Origin of the sequence: Streptomyces sp. JB150, from assembly GCF_011193355.1 — a bacterium.
Lineage (GTDB): Bacteria > Actinomycetota > Actinomycetes > Streptomycetales > Streptomycetaceae > Streptomyces.
Genome location: NZ_CP049780.1, coordinates 3,873,401 through 3,895,683, shown reverse-complemented (window position 1 = coordinate 3,895,683; position 22,283 = coordinate 3,873,401). Strand labels below are relative to the sequence as shown.

Below are 22,283 nucleotides of genomic sequence, written 5' to 3'. Positions count from 1 at the left end.
CGGGTAGGGGTGGGGGTTTCGGGAGGAGCCGGGGCTTGTGGGGGCAGGGGTTCTCTCAAGGTGCGGTCGGGTGGCGGTCACCCGGACGGCCCGGAGTGCGGTGGTGCGGTGGTGCGGTGATCACCCGGACGGCCCGGAGCGCTGGTGACCGAGCGGGTGCGGTGGTGCCGTGGACGTAACCACCGTGCCGTGCACGTCCCCTTGGAGTCGCCCCCGATGGCCCTTTCGACGACCCGCTCGCGCCTGACCGCCCTCGCCGCCGTCACCCTGCTCGGCGCCGGTGCCTGCTCCGCCATCGAGATGGAGGCGGCGGACCCGCGGACGGCCTCCCCGGCGGCCTCCTCGTCCACTGCCCCCGGCAGGTCCCCGTCGCCGGGGCCGGCCACCCCGCCCGCCCTCACCGAGGCCCAGGCCCGGGCCGCCCTGCTCGCCTGGTCGGACCTGGGCGAGCCGTGGGCGCCGACGCAGGGCGCCGCCACCTGGCGGGACGCCTTCCTCAAGGCGCGGGCGGCCGAGGACACCGCGCCCGACTGCCAGCGCCTGCTCGACCTGCTCTACGCCGAGGAACTGCTCGGCGCGCCCGCCAAGGCCGTGGTCGGCCTGGACGACACGTACAACGAGGCCCAGTTGCGCTACCAGATCTCCGCGCAGCGCCCCGCGGACGTCGACCGCACGCTCGCCTGGCTGCGCACGCTGCCCGAGGTCTGCGGGTCCTTCGCCGCCACCATGGTCTCCGGGACCGTGGAGCAGGTGGAGGTGGCCGACGCCCCGCTGCCCGAGGCCGGGGACGTCCGCCAGGGGCTGCGGGTGACCGCGACGATCGAATGGGAGGGGGAGCCGGTCACGCTCACCGTGGACGTGGCGGCCGTACGCGTGGGCGAGGACGCGTTCACGCTGACCAACGGCGGGCTGGGCGATGTGTACAGCGAGGTCACGGCGGCGGCGACGGAACTGGGGGCACGGCGGCTGGCGGAGGTGCGCAAGCAGGGGAGGGTACAGGTGTGAGGGCGGGCCCTCCGGGCGCACTTGCGGTGCCTCGGTGCCGCCGGGGCCGGCGGGTTCCGGGGCCTGCGGGCTTCGAGGCCTACGTGGTCGGCGGGCTTCGGGGCCTGCGTGGTCGGCGGGCTTCGGGGCCTGCGGGGCACACGTGCGTGCCCTGGGGCTGGCGGTGCCCGGCGCCTCCGATGCCCCGGGCCGGCGATCCCTGGGCCCCGGCGTCCGGGGGTGGGTTTCCGATGCCCGGAGCGTCCGATGCCCGGAGCTTCGGGACCTCCCGTACCCGAGCCTTCGGCGACCGGGCCTCCGGCACCCGGAGCTTCGGGACCTCCCGTACCCGAGCCTTCGGCGACCGGGCCTCCGGCACCCGGAGCTTCGGGCCCCCGTACCCGAGCCTTCGGCGACCGAGCCTCCAGTGCCCGCAGCGTCCGGTCGCCGGAGCATCCCGTTGCCGGAGCGTCCGGTCGCCGGAACATCCCGTTGCCGGCACATCCGGCCGCCGGAATTCCGTTGCCGAAGCGCCCGGTCGCAGGAGCATCCGGTCGCCGAAGCATCCGTCGCCGAAGAGCCCGGCCGCCGGAACATCCCGTCACCGAAGCATCCGGCCGCCGGGGCATCCCGATGCCGGGGCCGTCGGTACCGACGGCCCCGTCGGGGCTCACTCGCGGTCGAACGGCTCTCGCCGGGCCACCACGTCGTGTGCCAGGTCCAGGACCGTACGGCCGTGCGCGAAGGCGCGGGCGCGCAGGCGGGCCAGGGCCTCGTCGGCGCCGATGCCGAGCCGGGCCATGATCATGCCGACCGCCTGGAAGACCCGGTCGTGCCCGTCGGCCAGGTCGGAGAGCCAGGTGCCGTCCGCGCGGTAGCCGTACTCGTCCTCGCTCGGCAGGTACATCAGCGCGGCGGTCACCACCCGCGCCATGAGGTGCGCGATGTGCTGCTCGGGCGCGGTGAGGACGCCGGGGGTCTCGCGGTACAGGTCGAGGGTGCCGACGCAGCCGGCGCCGTCGCCCAGCGGCAGCGCGTACACGGCCCGCACCCCCGCCGCGGTGGCCTGCTGGGCGAAGACGGGCCAGCGGCCGGCGGCGGCCCGCGTGGCCAGGTCGTCGACGAGGACCGGCGCGCCGGTGCGGGCCGCCTCCAGGCAGGGCCCCTCCCCCAGCGACGCCTGGATCTCCATCAGCTCGGCGGCCCGGTCGTCCCCGGCGCTCAGCGGTACGGGCATCCCCTCGCCGGCCAGCGAGACGCCGGCGCCGTCCACGGGCAGCAGCCGGGTCGCGACCTGGCACAGCCGGCGCGGCAGTTCCCCGGCGCCGACGCCCCGCACCGATTCCGCGATCACGTCGGCGGCCCATGCTCCGTCCCGCTCCTGCCTGGGCCGCACGGTCACTCCCTCCTCCAGCCGCCGGGAAACGACGCCCGACTACCCGGCCGGGGGGCCGCGAAACGGCTGTTCCCCCAGGCACGGGGCGCCTTCCGGCCTCCGCCGGGGGCATGACCGAGCAGTCGGTCCACCGGCGCCTGCGCGAGCTCCGGAACCACCTCCCGCCGCCCCCGGCTGCACCTGTCCGCGGATCACGGACGGCATGGTCGTGGCGGAGGCCACGGACAGGACAGGCCGCGCTAGCGGGCGGACGCCGCCGTGCGTTCCGCCACCGTCCCGCACGCCGGTTCCGTCGCCCGCGCCGGGCCGGTGTTCGCCGCGGCGACCAGGGCCGTGACGGCGAGGACGGCGGCGGCGAGCGCTCTGGCACACCGCGGGGAAGGACGGCCGGGGTGGGCGAAAGGGCGTCCGGGCACGGCAACCTCGCAGCAGACGGCGGCAGCAACAGCGGAGGATTAAGCGGGCTTAACTTCCCCGGTTATCTTCCTCCAAGCTAGGGGGTGCGGACTTCAACGGGAAGACCGGGCCCGCCAGTTGACGCTGGCATCATGTGCGCATGGCGACGGCGGAACGCGACGACCCGGAGACCATCGGGCGCAGGGTGCAGCAGCTGCGGCGGGAACGCGGACTCACCCAGCGGCAGCTGGCGGAGCCCGCCTACACCCCCGCCTACATCTCCACCCTGGAGTCCGGCCGCGTCCGCCCCTCCGACGAGGCCCTGCGCCATCTCGCCGGCCGCCTCGGTGTCGCCTTCGACGAACTGGCCACCGGCCGCCCCGCCCACCTCGCCACCGACCTGCGGTTACGGCTGACCGAGGCGCAGCGCACGCTGGCCACCGGGGAGGCGGAGGAGGCCGCCCGCCAGTACGCCGCCCTGCTCGCCGAGGCCGACGCCCACGGCCTCGCCGACGCCCGGTACGCCGCCCTGCTCGGCCTCGGCGAGTGCGGCCTGGAGACCGGTGACCTCACCGCCGCCCGCGAGCACTTCGAACGCGCCGAGCGCTGCCTCGCCGACGCCCCGCTGCCCGCCCGCGTCCCCGCCCTGCGCGGCCGGGCCGTCGCCCACTACCTCGCCGGGGAACTGCGTTACGCCGTCTACCTCCTGGAGACCGCCCTCGACGAGCTGAACCGCGGCGGCCTGCACGACCCGGACGCGCTGCTGCTGCTCTACGCCAGCGTCATCGGCCCGTACATGGACATGGGCGCCCACGCGCGCGCCGCGCAGGCCGCCGAGTTCGCCCTCGCCCTGGCCCCGCGCGCCGCCGATCCCGCCCTGGTCGCCCGGATGCACCGCTCGGTGGCCCGCACCCTGCTCGCCGAGGGCCGTATCGCCGAGGCGGACGCCTCGCTCGCCAAGGCGGCCGAGATGTACCGCCAGCTGCGGCTCCGCACCGAACTCGCCAACTGCCACTGGATGCGCGGCTACGTCTATGCCCAGAACGGCGACCTGGAACGTGCCGAGGACGAGCTGCGCTCCGCCCAGACCATGCTCTCCGCGCACCGCGCCGCCCTCTACAGCAGCCAGGTCGCCGTCGAACTCGCCGACGTGCTGCACCGCCGCGGCCGGTCCGAGGAGGCCGCGGCGCTCCTGCGGGACGTCCTCGGCGACCTCTCCTCCGAGCGCGGCGCCGTCCACGCCGCGGCCGCGCACCGCCTGCTCGGCCGGATCGCCGAGGCCGCCCACGACACGGAGGCCGCCGAGGAGCACTACGTCCGCGCGCTCAGCCTCCTGGAGCGCGCGGGCGCGGCCGGCGACCTCGCCGACCTGTGCCGCCTGCTCGGCGACCTGCTGCGCCGCACCGGCCGCGTCGAGGCCGCCCTGGACGCCTACCGCACCGGCCTCGGCCACCGCACGGCCCCCGGCACCACCACCCTGGGTCCGGCCCCGGCCCGGCCGCCGCTGTGACCGCGCCACCCGCGTCGGCGGGCGGCGCCCCGCTCAGCCCTGGGTCTGGAGTTCCAGGCGGCGCAGCTGGCGGCGGACGTGTTCCAGGGCGCCCGCGCGGCGGCCGGGGACACGGGCGCGCAGGTCGGCGAGGGCGGAGCCCAGTTCGCGGGCGCGGGCGGGTTCGGTGATCTCGCTCCACTGGTGGTGGGCGCGGTCGACGGCCGCCTCGACGGCGGGCGCGTCCGCGGGCTGCCCGGCGGCCAGCCGGGCGGCGGCGACCGTCAGCCAGGTGCGGCAGCTGCGTGCCGGGTCCCCGGCGAACATCGCGAGGTCGGCGCGGACCTCCGCCCAGTGCAGGGCCTCCTCGGAGCCCGGCCCGTGGGCGCGTACGGCGGCCTGTTCCCACTGCGCGGCCAGGTGGTCGGCGTGGCTGTGGCGGCCCGCCTGCACGGCGGCGGTGATGGCGGCGTGCGGGTCGTGCGCGGCGGGCGGGGGCGCCGCGGCCAGGACGAGACCGGCGGACGCGTCCTCGGTGCGGGCCAGGGCCAGTTCGTGCAGCTGCCCGAGCGGGGGTCTGCGGCCGCTGCGCAGCAGGGTCGCCAGGGCCTTCATGTAGGCGGGCGCGGCGGGCGTGGAGCGGCGGCCCGGGGGCGGGGCGACCCGGCCGTAGACCGCGACGGTGCGGCCGGTGTCGAGCGGGGTGGTGCGCAGCAGGTCCCAGGTGTCGGGGTCGGCGTGCAGGTCGAGGAAGAGGGTGGTGGTGCCGGGCGCGCGCAGCCGCAGCTCCTCGCGGAACCAGTGCCAGGGGAAGGCGGTGTAGCGCACGGTCGCCGGGGTGGTGCGGGCGAGGGCCAGGTGGGGCAGGCGCTGGCGGCGGTCGAGCTGGAGCTGCCCGGTGACGTAGACGGTGAGCGGGCCGGGGGCGGAGGCGGCGGCCCGCAGGCGGGTGAGGACGGCCTGGGGTTCCAGGGGGTCGGCGAGTTCCACGACGTTCGCGGTGTCGGTGCCGGCCAGTACGGCGGGGTCGACGGCCGCGAGCACCGGGAGCACGGCCGCGGCGTCCACCAGCCGGCCTCTGCCCACGGGCGAGGCGGCGAGCAGCAGCACGGTTCCGGGCATCGGTCCCTCCCCCTGTCGGTCAGTACGCCGACGCGTCCCAGGTCGCCGGCGGTCCGTACGCCGCCGATCCGTACGTGATCGGTCACGTACGCAGAGCACCGTAACCGGTGGCCGGGGGCGCGCGGGTCAGGCGGGCAGGCCGGTGCCGATGATCCGGCGGACCGCGAAGACGGTGGTGTCGTCGTCGAGGCGGCCGGCGCTGTGCCGCAGCACCCCGTCCCGGACCAGCGCCACCAGCCGGGGCGGCCGGGCCGTGCACGGGTCGGCGGCGAGCGCGTGGCTCACCGCGTCCGTCAGCGGGTAGTACGTCCCGCCGCCGTCCCGTGCCTCGGTCACCCCGTCGGTGGTGACCAGCAGGGTCTCGCCGGGCGCGAGCACACAGCGGCGCACGACGGGCGGGGAGGCGTCCCGGACGAGGTCGCCGAGGCCGAGGGGGAGCCGGTCGCCGGGCGGCAGGGCACGGACCCCGGCGGGGCCCGCGACCAGGGGCGGCTCGTGGCCGAAGTTGACCACGTCGACGGCGTCGGGCGCGTCCGCGGGGAAGTCGAGCAGGACGGCGGTGGCGAACCGGTCGCTGTCCTCGCCGCCCCGGCCCAGGTCGGAGAGGTGGCCGCGGTGCCGGCGCACCCGGGTCTCCAGGCGTTCGGCGACCGTCCCGAGGTCCCGCTCGTGGTAGCCGGCCTCCCGGAACGTGCCGAGCAGCGCCGCCGCCATCTCCACCGCGCCGAGGCCCTTGCCCTGCACGTCGCCGACGAGGACGCGGGTGCCGTGCGGGCCGGGCTGGATGTCGTAGAAGTCGCCGCCGACGCGGGCCTCCACGTCGGCGGGCAGATAGACCTCCGCGTGCTCCAGGCCGCCCCACACCGCGGGCAGCGGGCGCAGCACGGTACGGCGGATGGTGTCGGCGATGTACCGCATGCGCAGCATCCGCTCCTGGCCGCGGATCCGCACCGCGCAGGCCAGGGTGGCGAGGATGCCGCCGAGGGCGACCAGGATGAAGTCGGGCAGCCCGGCCCGGTACGCGTCCGGCCACAGGCTGTCCACCAGGGCGTAGGTGACGACGGACAGCACCGCGTACCCGGCCGTCCCCCACACCCCGCAGATCGTGGCGGCGATACCGGGCACCAGCACGATCCACGAGACGATCCGGAAGTCCTCGCCGGTGTTCACGTCCGTCAGCGCGATGGCCACCAGCAGCAGCAGCGGCGGCACCCAGGCGACGCTGCGCCCGCGCACCCGCAGCAGCTGCTGCCGGTGGGGGGCGGTGGGCCACGGGGCACGGGGGTACCGCTCGCGCGGGCGCCGGCCGCCGCGTCGGCCGGCGCGCGCGCTCACGGACTCCATGGCCCCCAGCGAAACACGCGGCCGGGCGGCCCGCATCCGGTCCGGGTACCGCCCGGCGCCCCGGGCACGGTGCGTGACCTGCCGAGTTGCCGGGGATCGCGGCCCGGTGTGCCCTGGAAGGCGGGGGTGAGGAGAGAGGAGTTCTCCCATGGCTCACGCGGCACCGGTGTCCCGCAGGAACCGCGGCGGCACCCGCGACACCCGCACACCCGACTTCTTCTCGGCGCGCGCGCACCGGATGGCGAGCTGGGCGTGGCCCGTCGTCGCCGGGCTCGTGTACGGCTACTGGGCGGCCGCCATGCGGCGCGTGGGCGGCCCCGTCACCGGCTGGAACCTGCTGTTCGGCTTCGTCACGGCGCTGGCGTTCGTCGTGCTGTACCTCGCCGTGCGCGCACTGGGGCGGCGGGTGACGCGGGAGCTGCACGCGGGGCTGTGGGCGGCGTTCGTGGGCAGCGCGGTCGGCTTCCTGTACGTGAACAGCCCGAGCGGTACCGTGCTGGGCGCGGTCGCCCGGTCGCTGCCGGTCGCGGCGGGTGTGTTCGCGATGCTGTTCTACCGGTACTACACCCACGAGGACGCGGAGGGCCGCACCGCCGGGAGCGGGGCCGCCGAGGACCGTACCGCCGGGAGCGGGGCCGAGCGCCGGCCGGAGCACCGGTCCGGCTGACGCGCGTCTGTCTCCTCCTGGGGCCGGGGAGAGGCTGAAGCTCCCGGTGCCCGCCGGTCTGCATGATCGGCTCTCTTCTCCCCGAACCACCGGGTAACCCCCGTCCGGGTGAACCCTCCACCGGAGAGCGGAAAGCGCAGCTCGGGGCGGGTGCGGAGGTCTGCCGACCCGGATCCACCCGTACGGCGGCCCAGTTGTCGCGCCGGCCGCGCGCACGCCGTTGCCTGGGAGCGTGTCCCCCCGTACGACGCCCCGTCCTCGGCTCCTCCGCCGCCCGTCCGGCCGCCCGTCGTGGGCCCGTGACGGGCTGTCGGCGGCGCTGATCGCCCTGGCCTGCCTGCTGCTGCCGTTCGGCGCGCTGGCGGGCTGGGCGGCGTACGGACTCACGGACACCGGGCGGTACGTGCGCACGATGGCGCCGCTGGCCGCCGATCCGGCCGTACGGGACGTCGTCGCGGACACCGTGCGGGAGGAGCTGGCGGACGAGCTGGGGCCGCCGCTGCGGGGCCCGCTGGGCCCGTTCGTGCGGGACGCGGCGCGCTCGTTCACCATGACCGACGCCTTCCGCGCGGGCTGGGACGCGGCGAACCGCGTCACCCACACCGCCGTCCTGCACGCCGTGCGGGAGGGCGACTCGGGCCGGCCGATCACCGTCGACATCGCCCCGGTGGCCGCCGAGGTGAGACGGGAGCTGCTCGACGACCGCGTGCCGTTGGCGGACCGCATCCCGGTCCCGCACACCGAGGTGGCGGTGCTGCCCGCGGCGGAGGCGGACCGGCTGCGCGAGGGGTACGACGTGCTGGAAGTCGCCGCGTTCTGGCTGCCGTTGGCGGCGTTCCTGCTCGCGGTCGCCGGGATCACGCTGGCCGGCTGCCGCCGCCGCGCGGTCACCGCGACCGCGCTCGGTACCGCGCTCGGCGGCGCGCTCCTCGGCCTCGCCGTCGCCGTGGGCCGCCGCCTGACCCTCGCGGGCCTGCCCGCCACCCCGCACCGCCCGGCCGCGGGCGCCGTCTACGACGCGCTCACCGCCACCCTCCGCACAGCCTCCTGGCTGCTCCTCGCCCTCGGCCTGACCGTCGCCGCGACCACCTGGCTGACCACCCGCCCCCACCGCAACCCCCTCACGCCCCCGGCCCCCCGGCCCACCGAGACCCAGACCTGACCCTCACCGGCCTGCCCTCCACCCCACACCGACCGACCGCGGACGCCCGAACCCCCGGCCCACCAAGGCCCAGACCTGACCATCCCCCTCCCCCGGTCCCTCACCCGCTGCCGCGTACCACCTCCGCCAGCACGTCCAGTGCCCGGTCCAGTTCCGTCTCCGTCGCCGAGGCCAGCCCCAGCCGTACCGCGTCGGGCGTACGCGCCGCGTCCACGGCGAACGACGGTCCCGGCGTCACCGCGACACCGCGCGCCGCCGCGGCGGCGGTGAAGGTGTCGGCCCGCCAGGGCGGCGGGAGTTCCCACCAGGCGTAGTAGGCGTGCGGGTCGGAGCGGACGGTGAAGCCGCGCAGCCGGGCGGCGAGCAGGCGCTGGCGGCGGGCGGCGTCCGCGCGTTTGGCGGCGACCAGCCGGGTCACGGTGCCGTCCTCGATCCAGCGCACGGCCGCCTCCAGGGCGAACCGGCCCGCGCTCCAGCCGCCGGAGCGGATCGCGGCGGCCACGGCGGGCACCCGCTCCTGCGGTACGACGAGGAAGCCCGCGGTCAGGCCCGGCGCGACCCGCTTGGACAGGCCGTCGACGACATGGGTGAGGCCGGGGGCGAGCGCGGCGAACGGGGGTCCGGGCCGCAGGAAGGACCAGATGCGGTCCTCGACGACCGGCAGGCCGAGTCCGGTGACGGTCCGGGCCAGGGCGCGGCGGCGCGGCTCGGGGGTGGTGAACGAGGTCGGGTTGTGCAGGGTGGGCTGGAGGTAGAGCGCGGAGAGCGGCGCCGTGCGGTGGGCGGCGGCGACGGACTCGGGGAGCACTCCCTCGTCGTCGGTGGCGAGCGGGACGAGGGTGAGGGCGAGCCGCGCCGCGATCTCCTTGACCAGCGGATAGGTCAGCGGCTCGACGCCGACCCGGCCGCCGGGGCGGACCAGCGAGGCCAGGGCGGCGGCGATGGCCTGGCGGGCGTTGCCGGTGAACAGCAGCCGCTCGGGCGCGGGCCGCCAGCCGGGCTCGGCGAGCAGCCCGGCGGCCGCCGCGCGGGCCGCGGCGGTGCCGGTGGCGGGGGCCGGGCGCAGCGCCCCGGCGAGCGCCGCGGGGTCGAGGAGCGGGGCGAGGGCGGGCACGAGGAGCGCGGCCTGGCCGGCCGCTGCGGGGTAGTTCAGCTGCAGGTCGACCGGTGGGTGCGCGCTCTCCGCCGGCTCGGTGAGGGCGCGGCCGGCGCCGCTCGCGGGCGGGGCGGCCCGCACGAAGGTGCCCCGCCCGACCTCGCCGACGACCAGGCCGCGCCGGACGAGTTCGCCGTAGACCCGGCCCGCGGTGGACGCGGCGATGCCGAGGCGACGGGCGAAGGTCCGCTGCGGGAGGAGGCGCTGTCCGGGGCGCAGCCGCCCGGAGGCGATGTCGGCGGCGATGCGGTCGGCGAGCCGGAGGTAATCGTCCACGGGGGCCCCTCGTTGGGATTGCACCGAGGGCAAAGATGTTATTGCACCGAGGAGTTGGGCGGCCGTACGGTCGAGCCATGACCGTCTCCCTCGCCTACGAGGACAGAGGCGCCGGAAGCGGCGTGCCCCTGCTCCTCGTCCACGGCCACCCCTTCGACCGCACCATGTGGACCCCGCAGATCGAGGCGTTCGCCGCGGAGCGCCGGGTCGTCGCACCCGACCTGCGCGGCTACGGCGCCTCCCCGGTGGTGCCCGGCATCACCCCGCTGTCCGCCTTCGCCGCCGACCTCGAAGCCCTGCTGGACCGCCTGGAGGTGGAGTCGGTCGTCCTCGCCGGCCTGTCCATGGGCGGCCAGATCGTCATGGAGTGCCACGACCGCCTCGGCGACCGCGTCCGCGGCCTGGTCCTCGCCGACACCTTCGCCGAACCCGAGACCGACGAGGGCAGGCGCGTCCGCAACGACATGGCCGACCGGCTGCTGCGCGAGGGGATGCGCGGCTACGCGGACGAGGTCCTGCACAAGATGGTCGCCCCCTACGCCGACCCGGCGGTGCAGGCCCACGTCCACCGCATGATGACGGCCGCCCCGCCCGAGGGCGCCGCCGCGGCCCTGCGCGGGCGCGCCGAACGCCCCGACTACCGCCCCGTGCTCGCCCGCGTCACGGTCCCGGCCCTGGTCGTCGTCGGCGAGGACGACGAGTTCACCCCGGTGCCCGTCGCCGAGTCCCTGCACGCCCTCCTGCCCGACTCCGCCCTGCACGTCGTCAAGGGCGCCGCCCACCTGCCGAACCTGGAGCGCCCGCGGGAGTTCAACGCGGCACTGGCCGCCTTCCTGGCCCGTATCGACGCCTGAAACCGCTGGTGAGCGACGGGTCCGCCCGGCTAGCGTCACCGTCCATGCGCGAGACGACGACCCTGTGGCGTCCCACCGGCCCCGAGGAACTGGCCCTGGTCGAGGCCTCCGGCTGGACGGCCTGGCCGCCACGCCTGCCCGAGCAGCCGATCTTCTACCCCGTCCTGAACGAGGACTACGCGGTGCGCATCGCCCGCGACTGGAACGTCCCCGCCTCGGGCTCCGGATACGTCACCCGCTTCGAGGTCGACTCGGCGTTCCTGGAGCGCTACCCCGTCCGTCGGGCGGGCGGCGAGACCATCCTCGAACTCTGGGTGCCGGCCGAGGAGCTGGAGGAGTTCAACGCGCACATCGTGGGCCGTATCGAGGTCGTGCGGGAGTTCCACCGGGAGGCCGGCTGAGACACCCCCGGGCGGACGGGGGCCCGCCCGGAGCGCCGTCGGCCTCCGGCGTGCCGGCCGGGGCTGCGGGCAAGACGCCCATAATGGGCGCATGTCCCGAGAGTTCCCAATCGGCCTCACGCCCCCCGACTGGCTGGTCCGGAACCTCCGCCCCCAGCGGGCACCCGTCAACCGGGCGGCCGTCGTCCGCGCCGCCGTGGCGATGGCGCTGCCGCCGGCCGTCGGGCTCGCGGCGGGCCGCCCCGAGTACGGCGCCCTCGCCGCGATGGGCGCCCTGTCGGGCGTCATCGGCGACACCGCCGACGCCTACCGCCTGCGCATCCTGAACATCGCCGTCCCGCAGCTGCTCGGCGCGGTCGGCGTCACCCTCGGCTCCCTCGCGTACGGCCAGGGCTGGACGGCGGTGGCCGTGCTCACCGCCATCGCCCTGGTCTCCGGGATGATCTCCACGATCGGCGCGGTCTCCTCCGTGTCCGGCCTGCTCCTGCTGCTGAACGCGGTGGTCGGCGCCGGCCTGCCGATGCCCGGCCAGTGGTGGCTGGCGCCGCTGCTGATGACCGGCGGCGGACTGCTCGTCCTGGTCCTCGCCCTGCTGTCCTGGCCGCTGCGCTCCGGCGTGCCCGAACGCAGCGCCGTCGCCGCCGCCTACCGGGCCGTCGCCGACCTGCTCGCCGCGTGCGGCGCGGACACCGAGACGTACGACACCGCCCGGCACGCCGCCACCCAGGCGCTCAACCAGTCGTACGACGTCGTCCTCGCCCGCCGCTCCCGCTACCACAGCCGCAGCCGCGACCTCACCCGGCTGCTCGCCCAGCTCAACGCGGTCATCCCGGTCATCGAGGCCGCGCCCGCCGCCCACCTCGCGGGCCGGCCGCTGCCGCCCGGGGTCCCGCAGGCCGTCCGGCACCTCGCCGAAGCCGTCGACACCGGCTATACCGGCCCCATGGGGCTGCGCCTGCCGCTGCCGCTGACGGAGACCGGCCGCGCCGTGGACCAGGCGCTGCGGCACGCCGCCGACGTCGTCACCGCCCCCGACGTCGACCCCACCGGCATCCTCGACCGGCTCGGCCACCCGGGCGCGCTGCGCACCCGCGCCGCCCTGGCGGCCCGCAACGTGCTGCTGTCCGCCGCCTCCTGGCGCTACGGCCTGCGCCTCGCCCTGTGCATCGGCCTCGCCCAGGTCCTGGTGTCGACCGTCACGGTGCCCCGCTCCTACTGGGTGGCCCTGACCATCACGTTCGTCCTCAAGCCCGACTTCGGCTCGGTCTTCTCCCGCGCCCTGCTGCGCGCCCTCGGCACGGTCGCGGGCCTGGTCGTCGCGGCGGCGGTGCTCTCCCAGGTGCCGCGCGGCTGGTGGGACGTGGCGGTGCTGCTCCTGCTCGCCCCGCTGATCCCCGCCCTCACCCCGCGGGGTTACGGCCATCAGACGGCCGCGATCACCCCGGTGATCCTGCTCCTGTCCGACATCCTCAACCGTGAGGGCACCGCCCTGCTGCTGCCCCGGCTCGTGGACTCCCTCATCGGCTGCGCGATCGCCCTCGTCGCGGGCTATCTGCTGTGGCCGGAGAGCTGGCACACACGGGTCGGCGACCGCCTCGCGGACGCGGTCGCCGACACGGCCCGCTATGTGGAGTGCGCCTTCGGGAGCGGCGCGAGCGGCACGGACCCCGCGGCCCGCGCCCGGATGCGCCGCCGCCTGTACCGCGACCTGTCCGCGATCCGCACCGAGTTCCAGCGCGCCCTGACCGAACCGCCGCCCACGGGCCGCCGCGCGGCGGCGTGGTGGCCGTTGGTGGTGGCGGTGGAACGGATCGTCGACGCGACGACGGCGGCGAGGGTCCGCGTGAAGCAGGGCGCGGCGCCGCCGTCGTCGGCGGAGGTGTCCCAGGTGATCCTGCAACTGCGGGAACTGGCCGAGGGCGTCCGCCGGGCGGACACCCTGGTGGCCGTCCGCACCGACCTCACCGGCCCGCCGGGCAGCGTCCTGGAACCCCTGCGCCAGGAGGTCGCGGCGGCCCGAGCGATCGCCTCGCCGCACTAAGGGGTGTCCGCCCAGGCGCCACCGCGCCGGGGGGGCGCCGCGCCGAGGGGGGGCGCCGCGCCGAGAGCCGCGGGCCCCGCGCCCGGGGGGCCTGCGGGGCACGTGCGACGGGGCGCCGCACGCGGCGGGACGGGCCGGGCCGGAGCGGACCCTGACGGACGCCGCTCGGCCGAGCCGGGGCGGACACCGACGGACGCCGCAGAGGCCGGGTCGGGCCCGGGGCGGGCGGCGAACATCGACCGGACCCCGCACGGCCGGGCCGGGGCGGGCACCGACCGGGTGCCGCCCCATCCGCCTCTCGGACCCGGCTCAGATGCCGATGTCGGAGCCGTCCTCGCGCCAGATCGCCACCACGGCGGGCCGGACGATCTTGCCGGGCCCGTCGGGCCAGGCGGACGCCGGCTTCTCCACGCTCGCCCCGTCGACCTCGCCCGGGTGCTGCACGGCCACCAGCACCCGCCGCCGCTGGATCACCGGACCGCAGGTCTCCGCGCCGTTCGGCATGGTCGCGAACTGCTTCAGCTCACCGCGCCGCTCGCCTCGCGTGGCCACGCCGAACAGGCCGTCGTGCGAGCCGAGCTGGTTGCCGTCGGTGGAGATCCACAGGTTGCCGTACCGGTCGAAGGCCACGTTGTCCGGGCAGGAGATCGGGCTGACCTGGTCCTTCGGGAACCCGGCGAAGTAGGTGGCGGGGTCGTCGGGGTCACCGGCGACGAGGAACAGCGACCAGGCGAACTTCCTGCTGTCGGCCCGGTTCCAGCGCTCGGTCAGCTCCAGCACCTGGCCGTGCTTGTTGGAGTTGCGCGGATTGGCCTCGTCGGCGGCCGCGTACCCGGCCTTGCCGCGGTTGCTGTTGTTGGTGAGGGCGACGTACACCTTGCCGGTGTGCGGGTTCGGCTCGATGTCCTCGGGCCGGTCCATCTTCGTGGCGCCGACCTTGTCACCGGCGAGGCGCGTGAAGACGAAGACCTCCTCGGCGGTCATGCCGTCCACGTGCGACACGGCACCGTCCGCGGTGGCGGTGGCCAGCGGGATCCACTCGCCGCTGCCGTCGAACTCGCCGTCGGCGGGCAGCTTGCCCGTCCCGTCGATCTCGATGGCGGGGGAGTCGCCGGTGAGCTTGGCGACGTAGAGGGTGCCCTCGTCGAGCAGCGACAGGTTGTGCTCGCGGACGGCGCGGCTCGTGCCCTTCTTCATCCGCTTGGAGCCGACGAACTTGTAGAAGTAGTCGAACCGCTCGTCGTCACCGGAGTAGACGACGGGCCGGCCGTCCTCCGTCAGGCGGACCGTGGCGCCCTCGTGCTTGAACCGGCCGAGCGCGGTGTGCTTGCGGGGCGTGGAGGTGGGGTCGTACGGGTCCAGCTCGACGACGTACCCGAACCGGTGGGGCTCGTTCGGCTCCTGTGCGACGTCGAACCGCTTGTCGAAACGCTCCCACTTGCGCTCGGTGGCGCCGGAGCCGAGCCCGTACCGCTTGTCGGTGGCGCGGGTGGCGTTGGCGAAGTACTGGTTGAAGTTCTCCTCGCCGTGCAGCGTGGTGCCCCACGGGGTGGTGCCGCCGGAGCAGTTGTTGAGCGTGCCGAGCACCTTGGTGCCGGACGGGTCGGCGGAGGTCTTCACCAGGTCGGAGCCGGCGACGGGGCCCGTCAGCCGGAACTCGGTGGTGGCGGTGACGCGCCGGTTCAGCGGGTGCCGGGGCACGGGGACGAGCTTCCCGGTGCGCCGCTCCTCCTGCACGACGACGGCCGACAGGCCGTGTGCGGCCCAGGCGATCTCGACCTGCTCACGGGTGGGGTTCTCCGGGTCGTAGCTCCGGAACATCAGCACCTCGTCGGTGTACTCGTGGTTGGCGACGAGGATCTGCCGCCCGTGCTCGTGGGGCAGCGGCAGCAGCGCGAGGAAGTCGTTGTTGTACCCGAACTGCCCGGCCTGCGCCTTCGCCGTCTGCTTGTCCGGGTCGAAGGCGGGCGCACCGCGCAGGATGGGCTCGCCCCAGCGGATCACGACGTTCTGCGTGTACCCGTCCGGGACGGTGACGACGTCGGCGGTGTTGGGCGCGACGGGCGCGAACCGCAGCCCGCGCGCGCCCTTCGCCTTGCCGCCCTTCTCCGCGGGCGCGGCGGCGGCCGGCGCGGCCCCGCCGGCCACGGCGGAGGCACCGGCCGCGGCGGTCGCGGTCACGACGGCGGCGGCGCGCATCACGGTACGGCGGCTGAGGGCGCCGGCGATGACGTCGCCGACGTACGGGTTGGAGGTGGTGTTCGGAACCTCGTGGAAGCAGGCGTCACCACACCGGAAACGGCAGGTCAGCGCGGACCGGCCACCCGGGTGCGAGTCGGACGAGCTTCTGATGATGGGCAGCGTGATGCGACGCACGATGATTTTTCTCCCCTGGCTTCCCCATGTGTCCAGCGCCAGGGACGCTAAGCGCACGTCCGTGCGGTTACGGGGCCTGTACGTGAACGCGGAGTGAACCCACGGTAGCTGTCCCGAAGTTGCCCGCTCTGTCCCGAAGGGCCCTTGACACCCCTCAAGATCGTCCTCCGAGCCCGCTAACCTTACGTGTCCGTCCTGGCCAGGGATTGACGGGCTCCAACTCACATCGAAGGGTTGCGCACATGGGCATTCTCACTCTCCTGCGGAACGCATTCGGCCGATCCCGCAAGCCACAGCAGGCCACCCCGGAGGATGCCCCCACCCAGCACCCCTCCACCCCCGAGGCCACCCCCGCGCCCCACCCCACCCCGACGGAGGACGCCCCCACGCCCGGTCGCACCCCGACCGAGGACGCCCCGAGCGTCCCGGAGCCCCGCGCCGCCACGCCCGAGGCACACGACCTGGTAGCCGCCGCCTTCGACAACGTGACGGTCCCCCGCCCGACCCGCCCCGAGGAAAACACGGAGCCCGAAACTCAGCAGGCCCCCGAGCCGAAGGCCAACCCCGAGCCAAAGCCGGAGACCGAGCCGAAGGCAGAGACCGGGGCTGAGCCGGAGCCCGAGGGGCAGACGGACACCGAGGCGCAGCCGGAGACGGCGGCCGAGGCCACGGCGAAGCCCGAAGCGGAACCGGCCAGCGAAGCGAAGGCGAACCCCGAGGCGAAGCCGCAGCCCGAGCCGAAGGCAGAAACCAGGGCTGAGCCGGAGCCCCAGCAGGAGCCGGAGCCCGAGCCGCAGGCAGAGAACCAGCCGAAGCCGGAGACGGCGGCGGAGGCAGAGACCCAGCCGAAGGCAGAGACCGAGTCCGAGGTGAAGACGGCGGCCGAGTCCCAGGCGAAGACCGAAACGGAACCGAAGCCCGAGTCCGAGCAGTCCGGCGAAACGGACCCGGCCGCCGATGCGCGACCGGAGGCAGAGCCGACCCCGCAGACCGAGGCCCCGGCCGACCCGCAGCCCCAGGCCGCCCCCGAAACGGAAGCCCAGCCGCACACCGCGTCCGAGTCGACCCCGCAGCCCGAGGCCACACCCGAGGCGAAGCCGCAAGCCGAGCCGCAGGCCAAGACTGCCGACGACACGAAGCCCGAGCCGCAGGCCGAGGCGAAGCCCGACGCACAGCCGCAGGCCGAGGCGCAGGCCGAGTCGGAGACCGAGGCGAAGGCCGACGCACAGCCGCAGACTGAGGAGCCCGAGGCCGAGGCGGAGCCGCAGGCGGGCAGCGCCCCCCAGTCGGCAGCCGCCGACGGCGAGTCCGCCCCACAGGGGCCACCCGCAGCCGACGACGCATCCCGCACGGGTGGTGCGGGTGGGAACACCACACCGGCCGAAGGCGAAGCCGAGGCCGCAAACACCGACCAAGCCCCGCAGGGCCCCGCCCCGCAGGGCCCCGCCCTCACCCTCCCCCGCCTCAAATCCCGCGCCCCCGGCCTCACCACCGCCTACAAGGCCGCCGCGAAGGCCCTCAAGAAGACCGACCTCACCGGCACCCGAGCCAAGATCCACCTCGTCCTCGACCGCTCCGCCTCCATGCGCCCGTACTACAAGGACGGCTCGGCCCAGGCCCTCGCGGAGCAGACCCTCGCCCTCGCGGCCCACCTCGACCCCGAGGCCACGGTCCACGTCACCTTCTTCTCCACGGAGCTGGACGGCACCGGCGAACTCACCCTCTCCGACCACGAGAACAAGATCGACGAGCTGCACGCCGCCCTCGGCCGCATGGGGCGTACGAGCTACCACGTCGCCGTCGAGGACGTCCTCGCCCACCACGACAAGACCGCCGGCCCGGACACGCCCGCCCTGGTGATCTTCCAGACCGACGGCGCCCCGGACGCGAAGACCCCCGCCACCCAGGCCCTCGCCTCCGCCGCCGAGACCCACCCCCACGTCCACTTCACCTTCGTCGCCTTCGGTGAGCACGACAACAAGGCCTTCGACTACCTCCGCAAGCTGAAGACCGGCAACACGTCCTTCTTCCACGCGGGCCCGACCCCGCGCGAGCTGACGGACACCGAGGTCTACGAGGGCGTACTGGCGGACTGGCGCCCGTAGGGGAAGCCCCGGAAGATCACCGCACAGCCGAGGACGGCCGCCCCTTCCCACCCCTCAGAACGGGAAGCGGGCGGCCCACCCGTCTCGGCTACGATTTCAAGGTTCGTAAACAACCGACCCGGGAGCAGCCAAGCCATGGCTCGACACCTCATCACGAGCGCCCTTCCCTACATCAACGGGATCAAGCACCTGGGCAACATGGTGGGGTCCATGCTCCCGGCGGACGTGTACGCCCGGTACCTCCGCCAGCGCGGTCACGACGTCCTCTACATCTGCGCGACGGACGAGCACGGCACCCCCGCCGAGCTGGCGGCGAAGGAGCAGGGCCTGCCGGTCGCGGAGTTCTGCGCCCAGGCCCACGACGCCCAGAAGGCCGTCTACGACGGCTTCGCACTCGCGTTCGACTACTTCGGCCGCAGCTCCAGCCCGCAGAACGTCGAGATCACCCAGCACTTCGCCCGCAAGCTGCACGAGAACGGCTTCATCGAGGAGCGGGCGATCCGCCAGGTCTACAGCCCGGCCGACCACCGCTTCCTCCCGGACCGCTACGTCGAGGGCACCTGCCCCCATTGCGGCTACGACAAGGCCCGCGGCGACCAGTGCGAGAACTGCACCCGCGTCCTCGACCCCACGGACCTGCTGAACCCGCGCTCGGCGATCTCCGGCAGCACCGACCTGGAGGTGCGGGAGACCAAGCACCTGTTCCTCCTGCAGTCCAAGCTCCAGCACGAGGTCGAGGCCTGGGTCGCCCGCCACGAGGACGACTGGCCGCAGCTGGCCTCCTCCATCGCCCGCAAGTGGCTGAACGAGGGCCTCCACGACCGCGCCATCACCCGCGACCTGGACTGGGGCGTCCCGGTCCCGGCCGACACCTGGCCGGAGCTGGCGGCCGAGGGCAAGGTCTTCTACGTCTGGTTCGACGCCCCGATCGAGTACATCGGCGCGACGAAGGAGTGGGCGGACCAGGACCCGGAGAACCGGGACTGGAAGTCCTGGTGGTACGAGGCGGACGACACCGTCCGCTACACCGAGTTCATGGCGAAGGACAACGTCCCCTTCCACACCGTGATGTTCCCGGCCACCGAGCTGGGCGTGCGCGAGCCGTGGAAGAAGGTCGACTACGTCAAGGCCTTCAACTGGCTGACGTACTACGGCGGCAAGTTCTCCACCAGCCAGAAGCGCGGTGTCTTCACCGACCAGGCCCTGGAGATCCTCCCGGCGGACTACTGGCGCTACTTCCTCATCGCCAACGCCCCCGAGTCGGACGACTCCTCGTTCACCTGGGAGCACTTCACCGCCACCGTCAACAAGGACCTCGCCGACACCCTCGGCAACTTCGTCAACCGGGTGCTGTCCTTCTCCAAGAAGCGCTTCGGCGAGGAGGTCCCGGCGGGCGGCGCGCCCGGCGAGGCGGAGGCCCGCCTGGGCGAGGAGATCGCCCGCCTGCTCGCCGAGTACGAGCAGCAGATGGAGGCCCTCCAGTTCCGCAAGGCCGCCGCGGCGCTGCGCGCCCTGTGGTCCGCGGGCAACTCCTACCTGGAGGAGAAGGCCCCCTGGCTGGAGATCAAGACGGACAAGGACGGCGCCGCGCTGACCCTGCGCACCGCGATGAACCTCATCCACCTCTACGCGGTGGTCTCCGAGCCGTTCATCCCGGCCACCTCGGCCGCCATGCGCGCCGCGTTCCGCCTCGCGGACGACGCGGCCACCTGGGTCACCGAGGACGAGGCGAAGTCCCTGGCCTCCGTCCCGGCCGGCACCCCCTTCACGGTGCCCCCGGTCCTGTTCGCCAAGCTGACGGACGACGACCTGGCCGACTACAAGGAGCGCTTCGGCGGCGAGCCGCAGTAGCCGCCGGGCCCACCGCCGCGCCCCGCTCCCGGCGGCGGCGCGGCTGAGCCCGCCCCGGCACGGTCTCTGGCAGAGTGCAGGACCCGTGAGGAACCTTGCCGTCCCGCACCGCGGGCTCATCGCCGACGCCGTCGCCGCAGGCGGCCCCTTCCCGCTCGTCCTGGCGGGCGGGTACGCCCTGGAGGCGCACGGTCTGCTGCACCGCCCGCACGCCAACGTCGACGTCGCGACCGAGAGCCCCGAGCCGATGGACCGCGTCGCCGGCGAGGTCGCGGCGGCGCTGCGCTCCCTGGGCCGGGAGGTCGCCGTGCACACCGTCACCCCGCTGTCGGCGCAGCTCACGGCCACCGCCCCGGAGACGGACGAGCCCTGCGAACTCGCCCTCCACAGGGAGGTGTTCTGGCAGCCCCCGGTCCGCACGGAGTACGGCCCCACGCTCGCCCTGGACGACGCCGTCGGCACCAAGATCCGCGCGCTGTACGACCGGGGCGCGGCCGTCGACCTGCTCGACGCCCGCGCCGCCGCGGCCCGCTACAGCTTCCCCGACCTGGAGGAACTGGGCCGCCGCCACGCCCACGACCCGTTCGACCTGCCGACCCTCCAGTCCCGGCTGACCGGCACCGACTGGTATCCGGACGGCGCCTTCACCACGTACGGCCTGCCAGAGACGGAGATCGGCGGCCTGCGGGCCTGGGCCCAGGCGTGGTCCGACGACATCGCGGAGCGCCTGCTGGAGGACGGCGCCTCCCCGGACACGATCGACGGTGACACGACCGGTACGTGATCCGGACGTTCGAACCGGTGCGAACGAGCCACCCGACGGGTAGATTGCCCGAAGATCACTACCGAGTGGGGGGACCACTGACATGGCTCTTTTCGGCAACGCGCACGCCATCGACCCGGCCCAGGCGACGCAGGACTACGCCCGGCTGCTGGGCCAGGGGGAGCAGGTGCACGCCGCGTACCTGCTGATCCGCGACACCATCCTGTTCACCGACCGCCGCCTGATCCTGGTCGACAAGCAGGGCATCACCGGCAAGAAGGTGGAGTACCACTCCGTCCCGTACCGCAGCATCACCCACTTCGCGGTGGAGACCGCCGGCACCTTCGACCTCGACGCCGAGCTGAAGATCTGGCTCTCCGGCGCCCAGATGCCGATCACCAAGACCTTCACCAAGGGCGTCGACATCTACGAGGTGCAGGCCATCCTCACCCAGTTCGTGGCCCGATAGGGCACGGTCAGTCGAGGGGCGGGCTACCGGCCGCAGTAGGCCAGGAAGCCCGCCCACGTCTCCGCCGCGAGGGCGAGACGGGGACCGGCGTCCTCGAACTTGGAATCACGGACGTGGACGGCGCCGGAAGTGGTGGCGACCTCGACGCAGGAATCGCCTTCGTTGCCGTCGCTGTAGCTGCTCTTGAACCAGGCCGGTTCGCAGCCGTCGCCGGCAGAGGCCTCGCGGATCACGTTTCTCCCAGCAGTTGCCCGATGAAGCCCGCCCACGTCTCCGACGCGACAGCGAGACGAGGACCGGCGTCCTCGAACTTGGAATCACGCACGTGGACGATGCCGGGAACGGTGGCGACCTCGACGCAGGATTCACCGTCGTTGCCGCCGCTGTAACTGCTCTTGAACCAGGCCAGTTCGGAGGTTTCCCCAGCAGTCGCCTTGCGGATCATGTTTCTCCCAGCAGTTGCTCGATGAGGGTCAGCGACTCCCGGGGCGAGAGCGCCTGAGCCCGGATGGTGCCATACCGCAGTTCGAGAATGCGCAGGTGCCGAGGATCATGCACAGGGCGGCCGTTGCACACACCGTCGGAGCGACCTACCGCCGTACCGTCCGCGAACTTGAGCAACTCGATTCGCCCGTCCAGTCCGGAGTGAGTGTCGCAGTTCATCGGCATCACCTGGAGGACGACGTTGCGCAGTTGTCCTACTTCCAGCAGCCGTTCGAGCTGCTGACGCCACACCATTCTGCCCCCGATGGGGCGCCTCAGCACGCCCTCTTCCAGGACGAAACTGAGCGCGGGCAATGGGTCCCGTTCGAATACCGACTGTCGAGCCACTCGAGCCGTGACCATGCGTTCCACGTCATCCGGGGAATACGGCGGCTGTGCCGCCCCGATGACGGCATGTGCATGCTCCCGCGTCTGCAACAGACCGGAGATGATGTTGCACTCGTACAGGCCGATCTCAACAGCCTTCGCCTCCATCTGCGCCAGGTCCCGCACCTTCTTCGGGTACCGGACCTTCGCCACGTCCTCCTTCATCGCGGCAAGCAACCCGCCCGCCCCCAGCACCTCGTCCGCCTTGTCCAGATACTCCGGCCGAGGAATCCGCTTGCCGCTCTCGATCTTGTAGACGAGGTCCTCGCCGTACCCGACGGCCTTCCCGAAGTCACCGGCCCGCATCCCCACGGCCTCGCGCCGGAGCTTCAACTGCCGTCCCACGGTGGCCACTACGGCCACGCCCCACTCGTCGTCCGGGTCCACCTCCCACCCCGGCTCGTCAGCCTCGGTCCTCAGCCGCCGAACCTCGCCGTCCACCGACATGCGCGCCCTCCGTCGTACCGCCTCGTGCCAGCGACGCCCTACCCGTGCGCACCGCCCCGACAAGCCCGGACACCACCGGACAAGGACCGGACAGTCACCGTACGCAACCGCGAC

The 22,283-nt window shown here is 74.3% G+C and carries 20 protein-coding genes; 11 read left to right on the top strand and 9 right to left on the bottom strand.

Going from position 1 to position 22,283, the window contains the following annotated elements; translation table 11 throughout:
- The first annotated feature begins 216 nt into the window (after positions 1–216).
- The gene (locus tag G7Z13_RS18200) at positions 217–1,005 is read left to right on the top strand and encodes a hypothetical protein (protein ID WP_166000637.1); all 789 of its coding nucleotides are present in this window, start codon (positions 217–219) and stop codon (positions 1,003–1,005) included.
- 649 nt (positions 1,006–1,654) lie between these two features.
- Here G7Z13_RS18200 and G7Z13_RS18195 read toward each other — a convergent pair.
- Both G7Z13_RS18195 and G7Z13_RS18190 read right to left on the bottom strand, forming a co-directional pair.
- On the bottom strand, positions 1,655–2,380 hold the full coding sequence (locus G7Z13_RS18195) for a GAF and ANTAR domain-containing protein (protein WP_240926258.1): 726 nt from the start codon (positions 2,378–2,380) through the stop codon (positions 1,655–1,657).
- Positions 2,381–2,619: 239 nt separating this feature from the next.
- Complete coding sequence (locus tag G7Z13_RS18190; protein ID WP_166000635.1) at positions 2,620–2,796, bottom strand: hypothetical protein; 177 nt, start codon at positions 2,794–2,796, stop codon at positions 2,620–2,622.
- 140 nt (positions 2,797–2,936) lie between these two features.
- Between G7Z13_RS18190 and G7Z13_RS18185 the strand changes: the two genes are divergently transcribed.
- On the top strand, positions 2,937–4,286 hold the full coding sequence (locus G7Z13_RS18185) for a tetratricopeptide repeat protein (protein ID WP_166000632.1): 1,350 nt from the start codon (positions 2,937–2,939) through the stop codon (positions 4,284–4,286).
- 33 nt (positions 4,287–4,319) lie between these two features.
- On the opposite strand, the gene G7Z13_RS18180 is transcribed toward G7Z13_RS18185, so the two are convergent.
- Complete coding sequence (locus G7Z13_RS18180) at positions 4,320–5,387, bottom strand: hypothetical protein (protein ID WP_166000630.1); 1,068 nt, start codon at positions 5,385–5,387, stop codon at positions 4,320–4,322.
- A 126-nt stretch (positions 5,388–5,513) separates the two neighbouring features.
- Positions 5,514–6,731, bottom strand: a complete 1,218-nt coding sequence (locus G7Z13_RS18175; RefSeq protein WP_240926257.1) for a PP2C family protein-serine/threonine phosphatase — start codon at positions 6,729–6,731, stop codon at positions 5,514–5,516.
- Positions 6,732–6,879: 148 nt separating this feature from the next.
- Between G7Z13_RS18175 and G7Z13_RS18170 the strand changes: the two genes are divergently transcribed.
- The gene (locus tag G7Z13_RS18170) at positions 6,880–7,398 is read left to right on the top strand and encodes a hypothetical protein (protein ID WP_240926256.1); all 519 of its coding nucleotides are present in this window, start codon (positions 6,880–6,882) and stop codon (positions 7,396–7,398) included.
- Positions 7,399–7,717: 319 nt separating this feature from the next.
- Positions 7,718–8,560, top strand: a complete 843-nt coding sequence (locus G7Z13_RS18165; protein ID WP_166005057.1) for a hypothetical protein — start codon at positions 7,718–7,720, stop codon at positions 8,558–8,560.
- Between the two features lie 100 nt (positions 8,561–8,660).
- On the opposite strand, the gene G7Z13_RS18160 is transcribed toward G7Z13_RS18165, so the two are convergent.
- Complete coding sequence (locus G7Z13_RS18160) at positions 8,661–9,992, bottom strand: PLP-dependent aminotransferase family protein (RefSeq protein ID WP_166000627.1); 1,332 nt, start codon at positions 9,990–9,992, stop codon at positions 8,661–8,663.
- Positions 9,993–10,069: 77 nt separating this feature from the next.
- On the opposite strand from G7Z13_RS18160, the gene G7Z13_RS18155 reads away from it, so the two are divergent.
- The 3 genes from G7Z13_RS18155 to G7Z13_RS18145 all read left to right on the top strand — a co-directional run bounded on the left by G7Z13_RS18155 (position 10,070) and on the right by G7Z13_RS18145 (position 13,288).
- Complete coding sequence (locus tag G7Z13_RS18155) at positions 10,070–10,846, top strand: alpha/beta hydrolase (RefSeq protein WP_166000624.1); 777 nt, start codon at positions 10,070–10,072, stop codon at positions 10,844–10,846.
- Between the two features lie 44 nt (positions 10,847–10,890).
- Positions 10,891–11,247, top strand: a complete 357-nt coding sequence (locus G7Z13_RS18150) for an ADP-ribosylation/crystallin J1 (RefSeq protein ID WP_166000622.1) — start codon at positions 10,891–10,893, stop codon at positions 11,245–11,247.
- Between the two features lie 91 nt (positions 11,248–11,338).
- Positions 11,339–13,288, top strand: a complete 1,950-nt coding sequence (locus G7Z13_RS18145; RefSeq protein WP_166000621.1) for an FUSC family protein — start codon at positions 11,339–11,341, stop codon at positions 13,286–13,288.
- A 309-nt stretch (positions 13,289–13,597) separates the two neighbouring features.
- On the opposite strand, the gene G7Z13_RS18140 is transcribed toward G7Z13_RS18145, so the two are convergent.
- On the bottom strand, positions 13,598–15,664 hold the full coding sequence (locus tag G7Z13_RS18140) for a PhoX family protein (protein WP_240926255.1): 2,067 nt from the start codon (positions 15,662–15,664) through the stop codon (positions 13,598–13,600).
- A 242-nt stretch (positions 15,665–15,906) separates the two neighbouring features.
- Between G7Z13_RS18140 and G7Z13_RS18135 the strand changes: the two genes are divergently transcribed.
- The 4 genes from G7Z13_RS18135 (at position 15,907) to G7Z13_RS18120 (ending at position 20,852) form a co-directional block, all read left to right on the top strand.
- A complete protein-coding gene (locus tag G7Z13_RS18135) occupies positions 15,907–17,769 on the top strand; it encodes a VWA domain-containing protein (RefSeq protein WP_166000619.1) in 1,863 nt (620 codons plus the stop codon).
- Between the two features lie 135 nt (positions 17,770–17,904).
- The gene (metG, locus tag G7Z13_RS18130; protein WP_166000617.1) at positions 17,905–19,620 is read left to right on the top strand and encodes a methionine--tRNA ligase; all 1,716 of its coding nucleotides are present in this window, start codon (positions 17,905–17,907) and stop codon (positions 19,618–19,620) included.
- A gap of 85 nt (positions 19,621–19,705) precedes the next feature.
- Positions 19,706–20,404 carry a hypothetical protein gene (locus G7Z13_RS18125; protein WP_166000615.1) on the top strand — a complete coding sequence of 233 codons (699 nt, stop codon included), beginning with the start codon at positions 19,706–19,708 and terminating at the stop codon, positions 20,402–20,404.
- An 82-nt stretch (positions 20,405–20,486) separates the two neighbouring features.
- Positions 20,487–20,852: a PH domain-containing protein gene (locus G7Z13_RS18120; protein ID WP_166000613.1), complete on the top strand. Its 366-nt coding sequence runs from the start codon at positions 20,487–20,489 to the stop codon at positions 20,850–20,852.
- A gap of 23 nt (positions 20,853–20,875) precedes the next feature.
- On the opposite strand, the gene G7Z13_RS18115 is transcribed toward G7Z13_RS18120, so the two are convergent.
- From G7Z13_RS18115 to G7Z13_RS18105, 3 genes are read right to left on the bottom strand one after another with little or no spacing between them, the layout of a single operon-like run.
- Entirely contained in the window at positions 20,876–21,085 is a 210-nt protein-coding gene (locus G7Z13_RS18115) for a DUF397 domain-containing protein (RefSeq protein ID WP_166000611.1), read from the bottom strand.
- Entirely contained in the window at positions 21,082–21,297 is a 216-nt protein-coding gene (locus G7Z13_RS18110; protein ID WP_166000610.1) for a DUF397 domain-containing protein, read from the bottom strand. Before G7Z13_RS18110 ends, G7Z13_RS18115 begins: the two co-directional genes overlap by 4 nt.
- Complete coding sequence (locus G7Z13_RS18105) at positions 21,294–22,169, bottom strand: helix-turn-helix transcriptional regulator (protein WP_166000608.1); 876 nt, start codon at positions 22,167–22,169, stop codon at positions 21,294–21,296. Before G7Z13_RS18105 ends, G7Z13_RS18110 begins: the two co-directional genes overlap by 4 nt.
- Positions 22,170–22,283 lie beyond the last annotated feature (114 nt).

Excerpts from the sequence above, each read along its gene's own strand:
- G7Z13_RS18200 (WP_166000637.1), top strand. The coding sequence starts at position 217 with ATGGCCCTTTCGACGACCCGCTCGCGCCTGACCGCCCTCGCCGCCGTC.
- G7Z13_RS18185 (WP_166000632.1), top strand. The coding sequence starts at position 2,937 with ATGGCGACGGCGGAACGCGACGACCCGGAGACCATCGGGCGCAGGGTG.
- G7Z13_RS18180 (WP_166000630.1), bottom strand. The coding sequence starts at position 5,387 with ATGCCCGGAACCGTGCTGCTGCTCGCCGCCTCGCCCGTGGGCAGAGGC.
- G7Z13_RS18175 (WP_240926257.1), bottom strand. The coding sequence starts at position 6,731 with ATGGAGTCCGTGAGCGCGCGCGCCGGCCGACGCGGCGGCCGGCGCCCG.
- G7Z13_RS18170 (WP_240926256.1), top strand. The coding sequence starts at position 6,880 with ATGGCTCACGCGGCACCGGTGTCCCGCAGGAACCGCGGCGGCACCCGC.
- G7Z13_RS18155 (WP_166000624.1), top strand. The coding sequence starts at position 10,070 with ATGACCGTCTCCCTCGCCTACGAGGACAGAGGCGCCGGAAGCGGCGTG.
- G7Z13_RS18150 (WP_166000622.1), top strand. The coding sequence starts at position 10,891 with ATGCGCGAGACGACGACCCTGTGGCGTCCCACCGGCCCCGAGGAACTG.
- G7Z13_RS18145 (WP_166000621.1), top strand. The coding sequence starts at position 11,339 with ATGTCCCGAGAGTTCCCAATCGGCCTCACGCCCCCCGACTGGCTGGTC.
- G7Z13_RS18135 (WP_166000619.1), top strand. The coding sequence starts at position 15,907 with ATGGGCATTCTCACTCTCCTGCGGAACGCATTCGGCCGATCCCGCAAG.
- metG (WP_166000617.1), top strand. The coding sequence starts at position 17,905 with ATGGCTCGACACCTCATCACGAGCGCCCTTCCCTACATCAACGGGATC.
- G7Z13_RS18120 (WP_166000613.1), top strand. The coding sequence starts at position 20,487 with ATGGCTCTTTTCGGCAACGCGCACGCCATCGACCCGGCCCAGGCGACG.
- G7Z13_RS18110 (WP_166000610.1), bottom strand. The coding sequence starts at position 21,297 with ATGATCCGCAAGGCGACTGCTGGGGAAACCTCCGAACTGGCCTGGTTC.
- G7Z13_RS18105 (WP_166000608.1), bottom strand. The coding sequence starts at position 22,169 with ATGTCGGTGGACGGCGAGGTTCGGCGGCTGAGGACCGAGGCTGACGAG.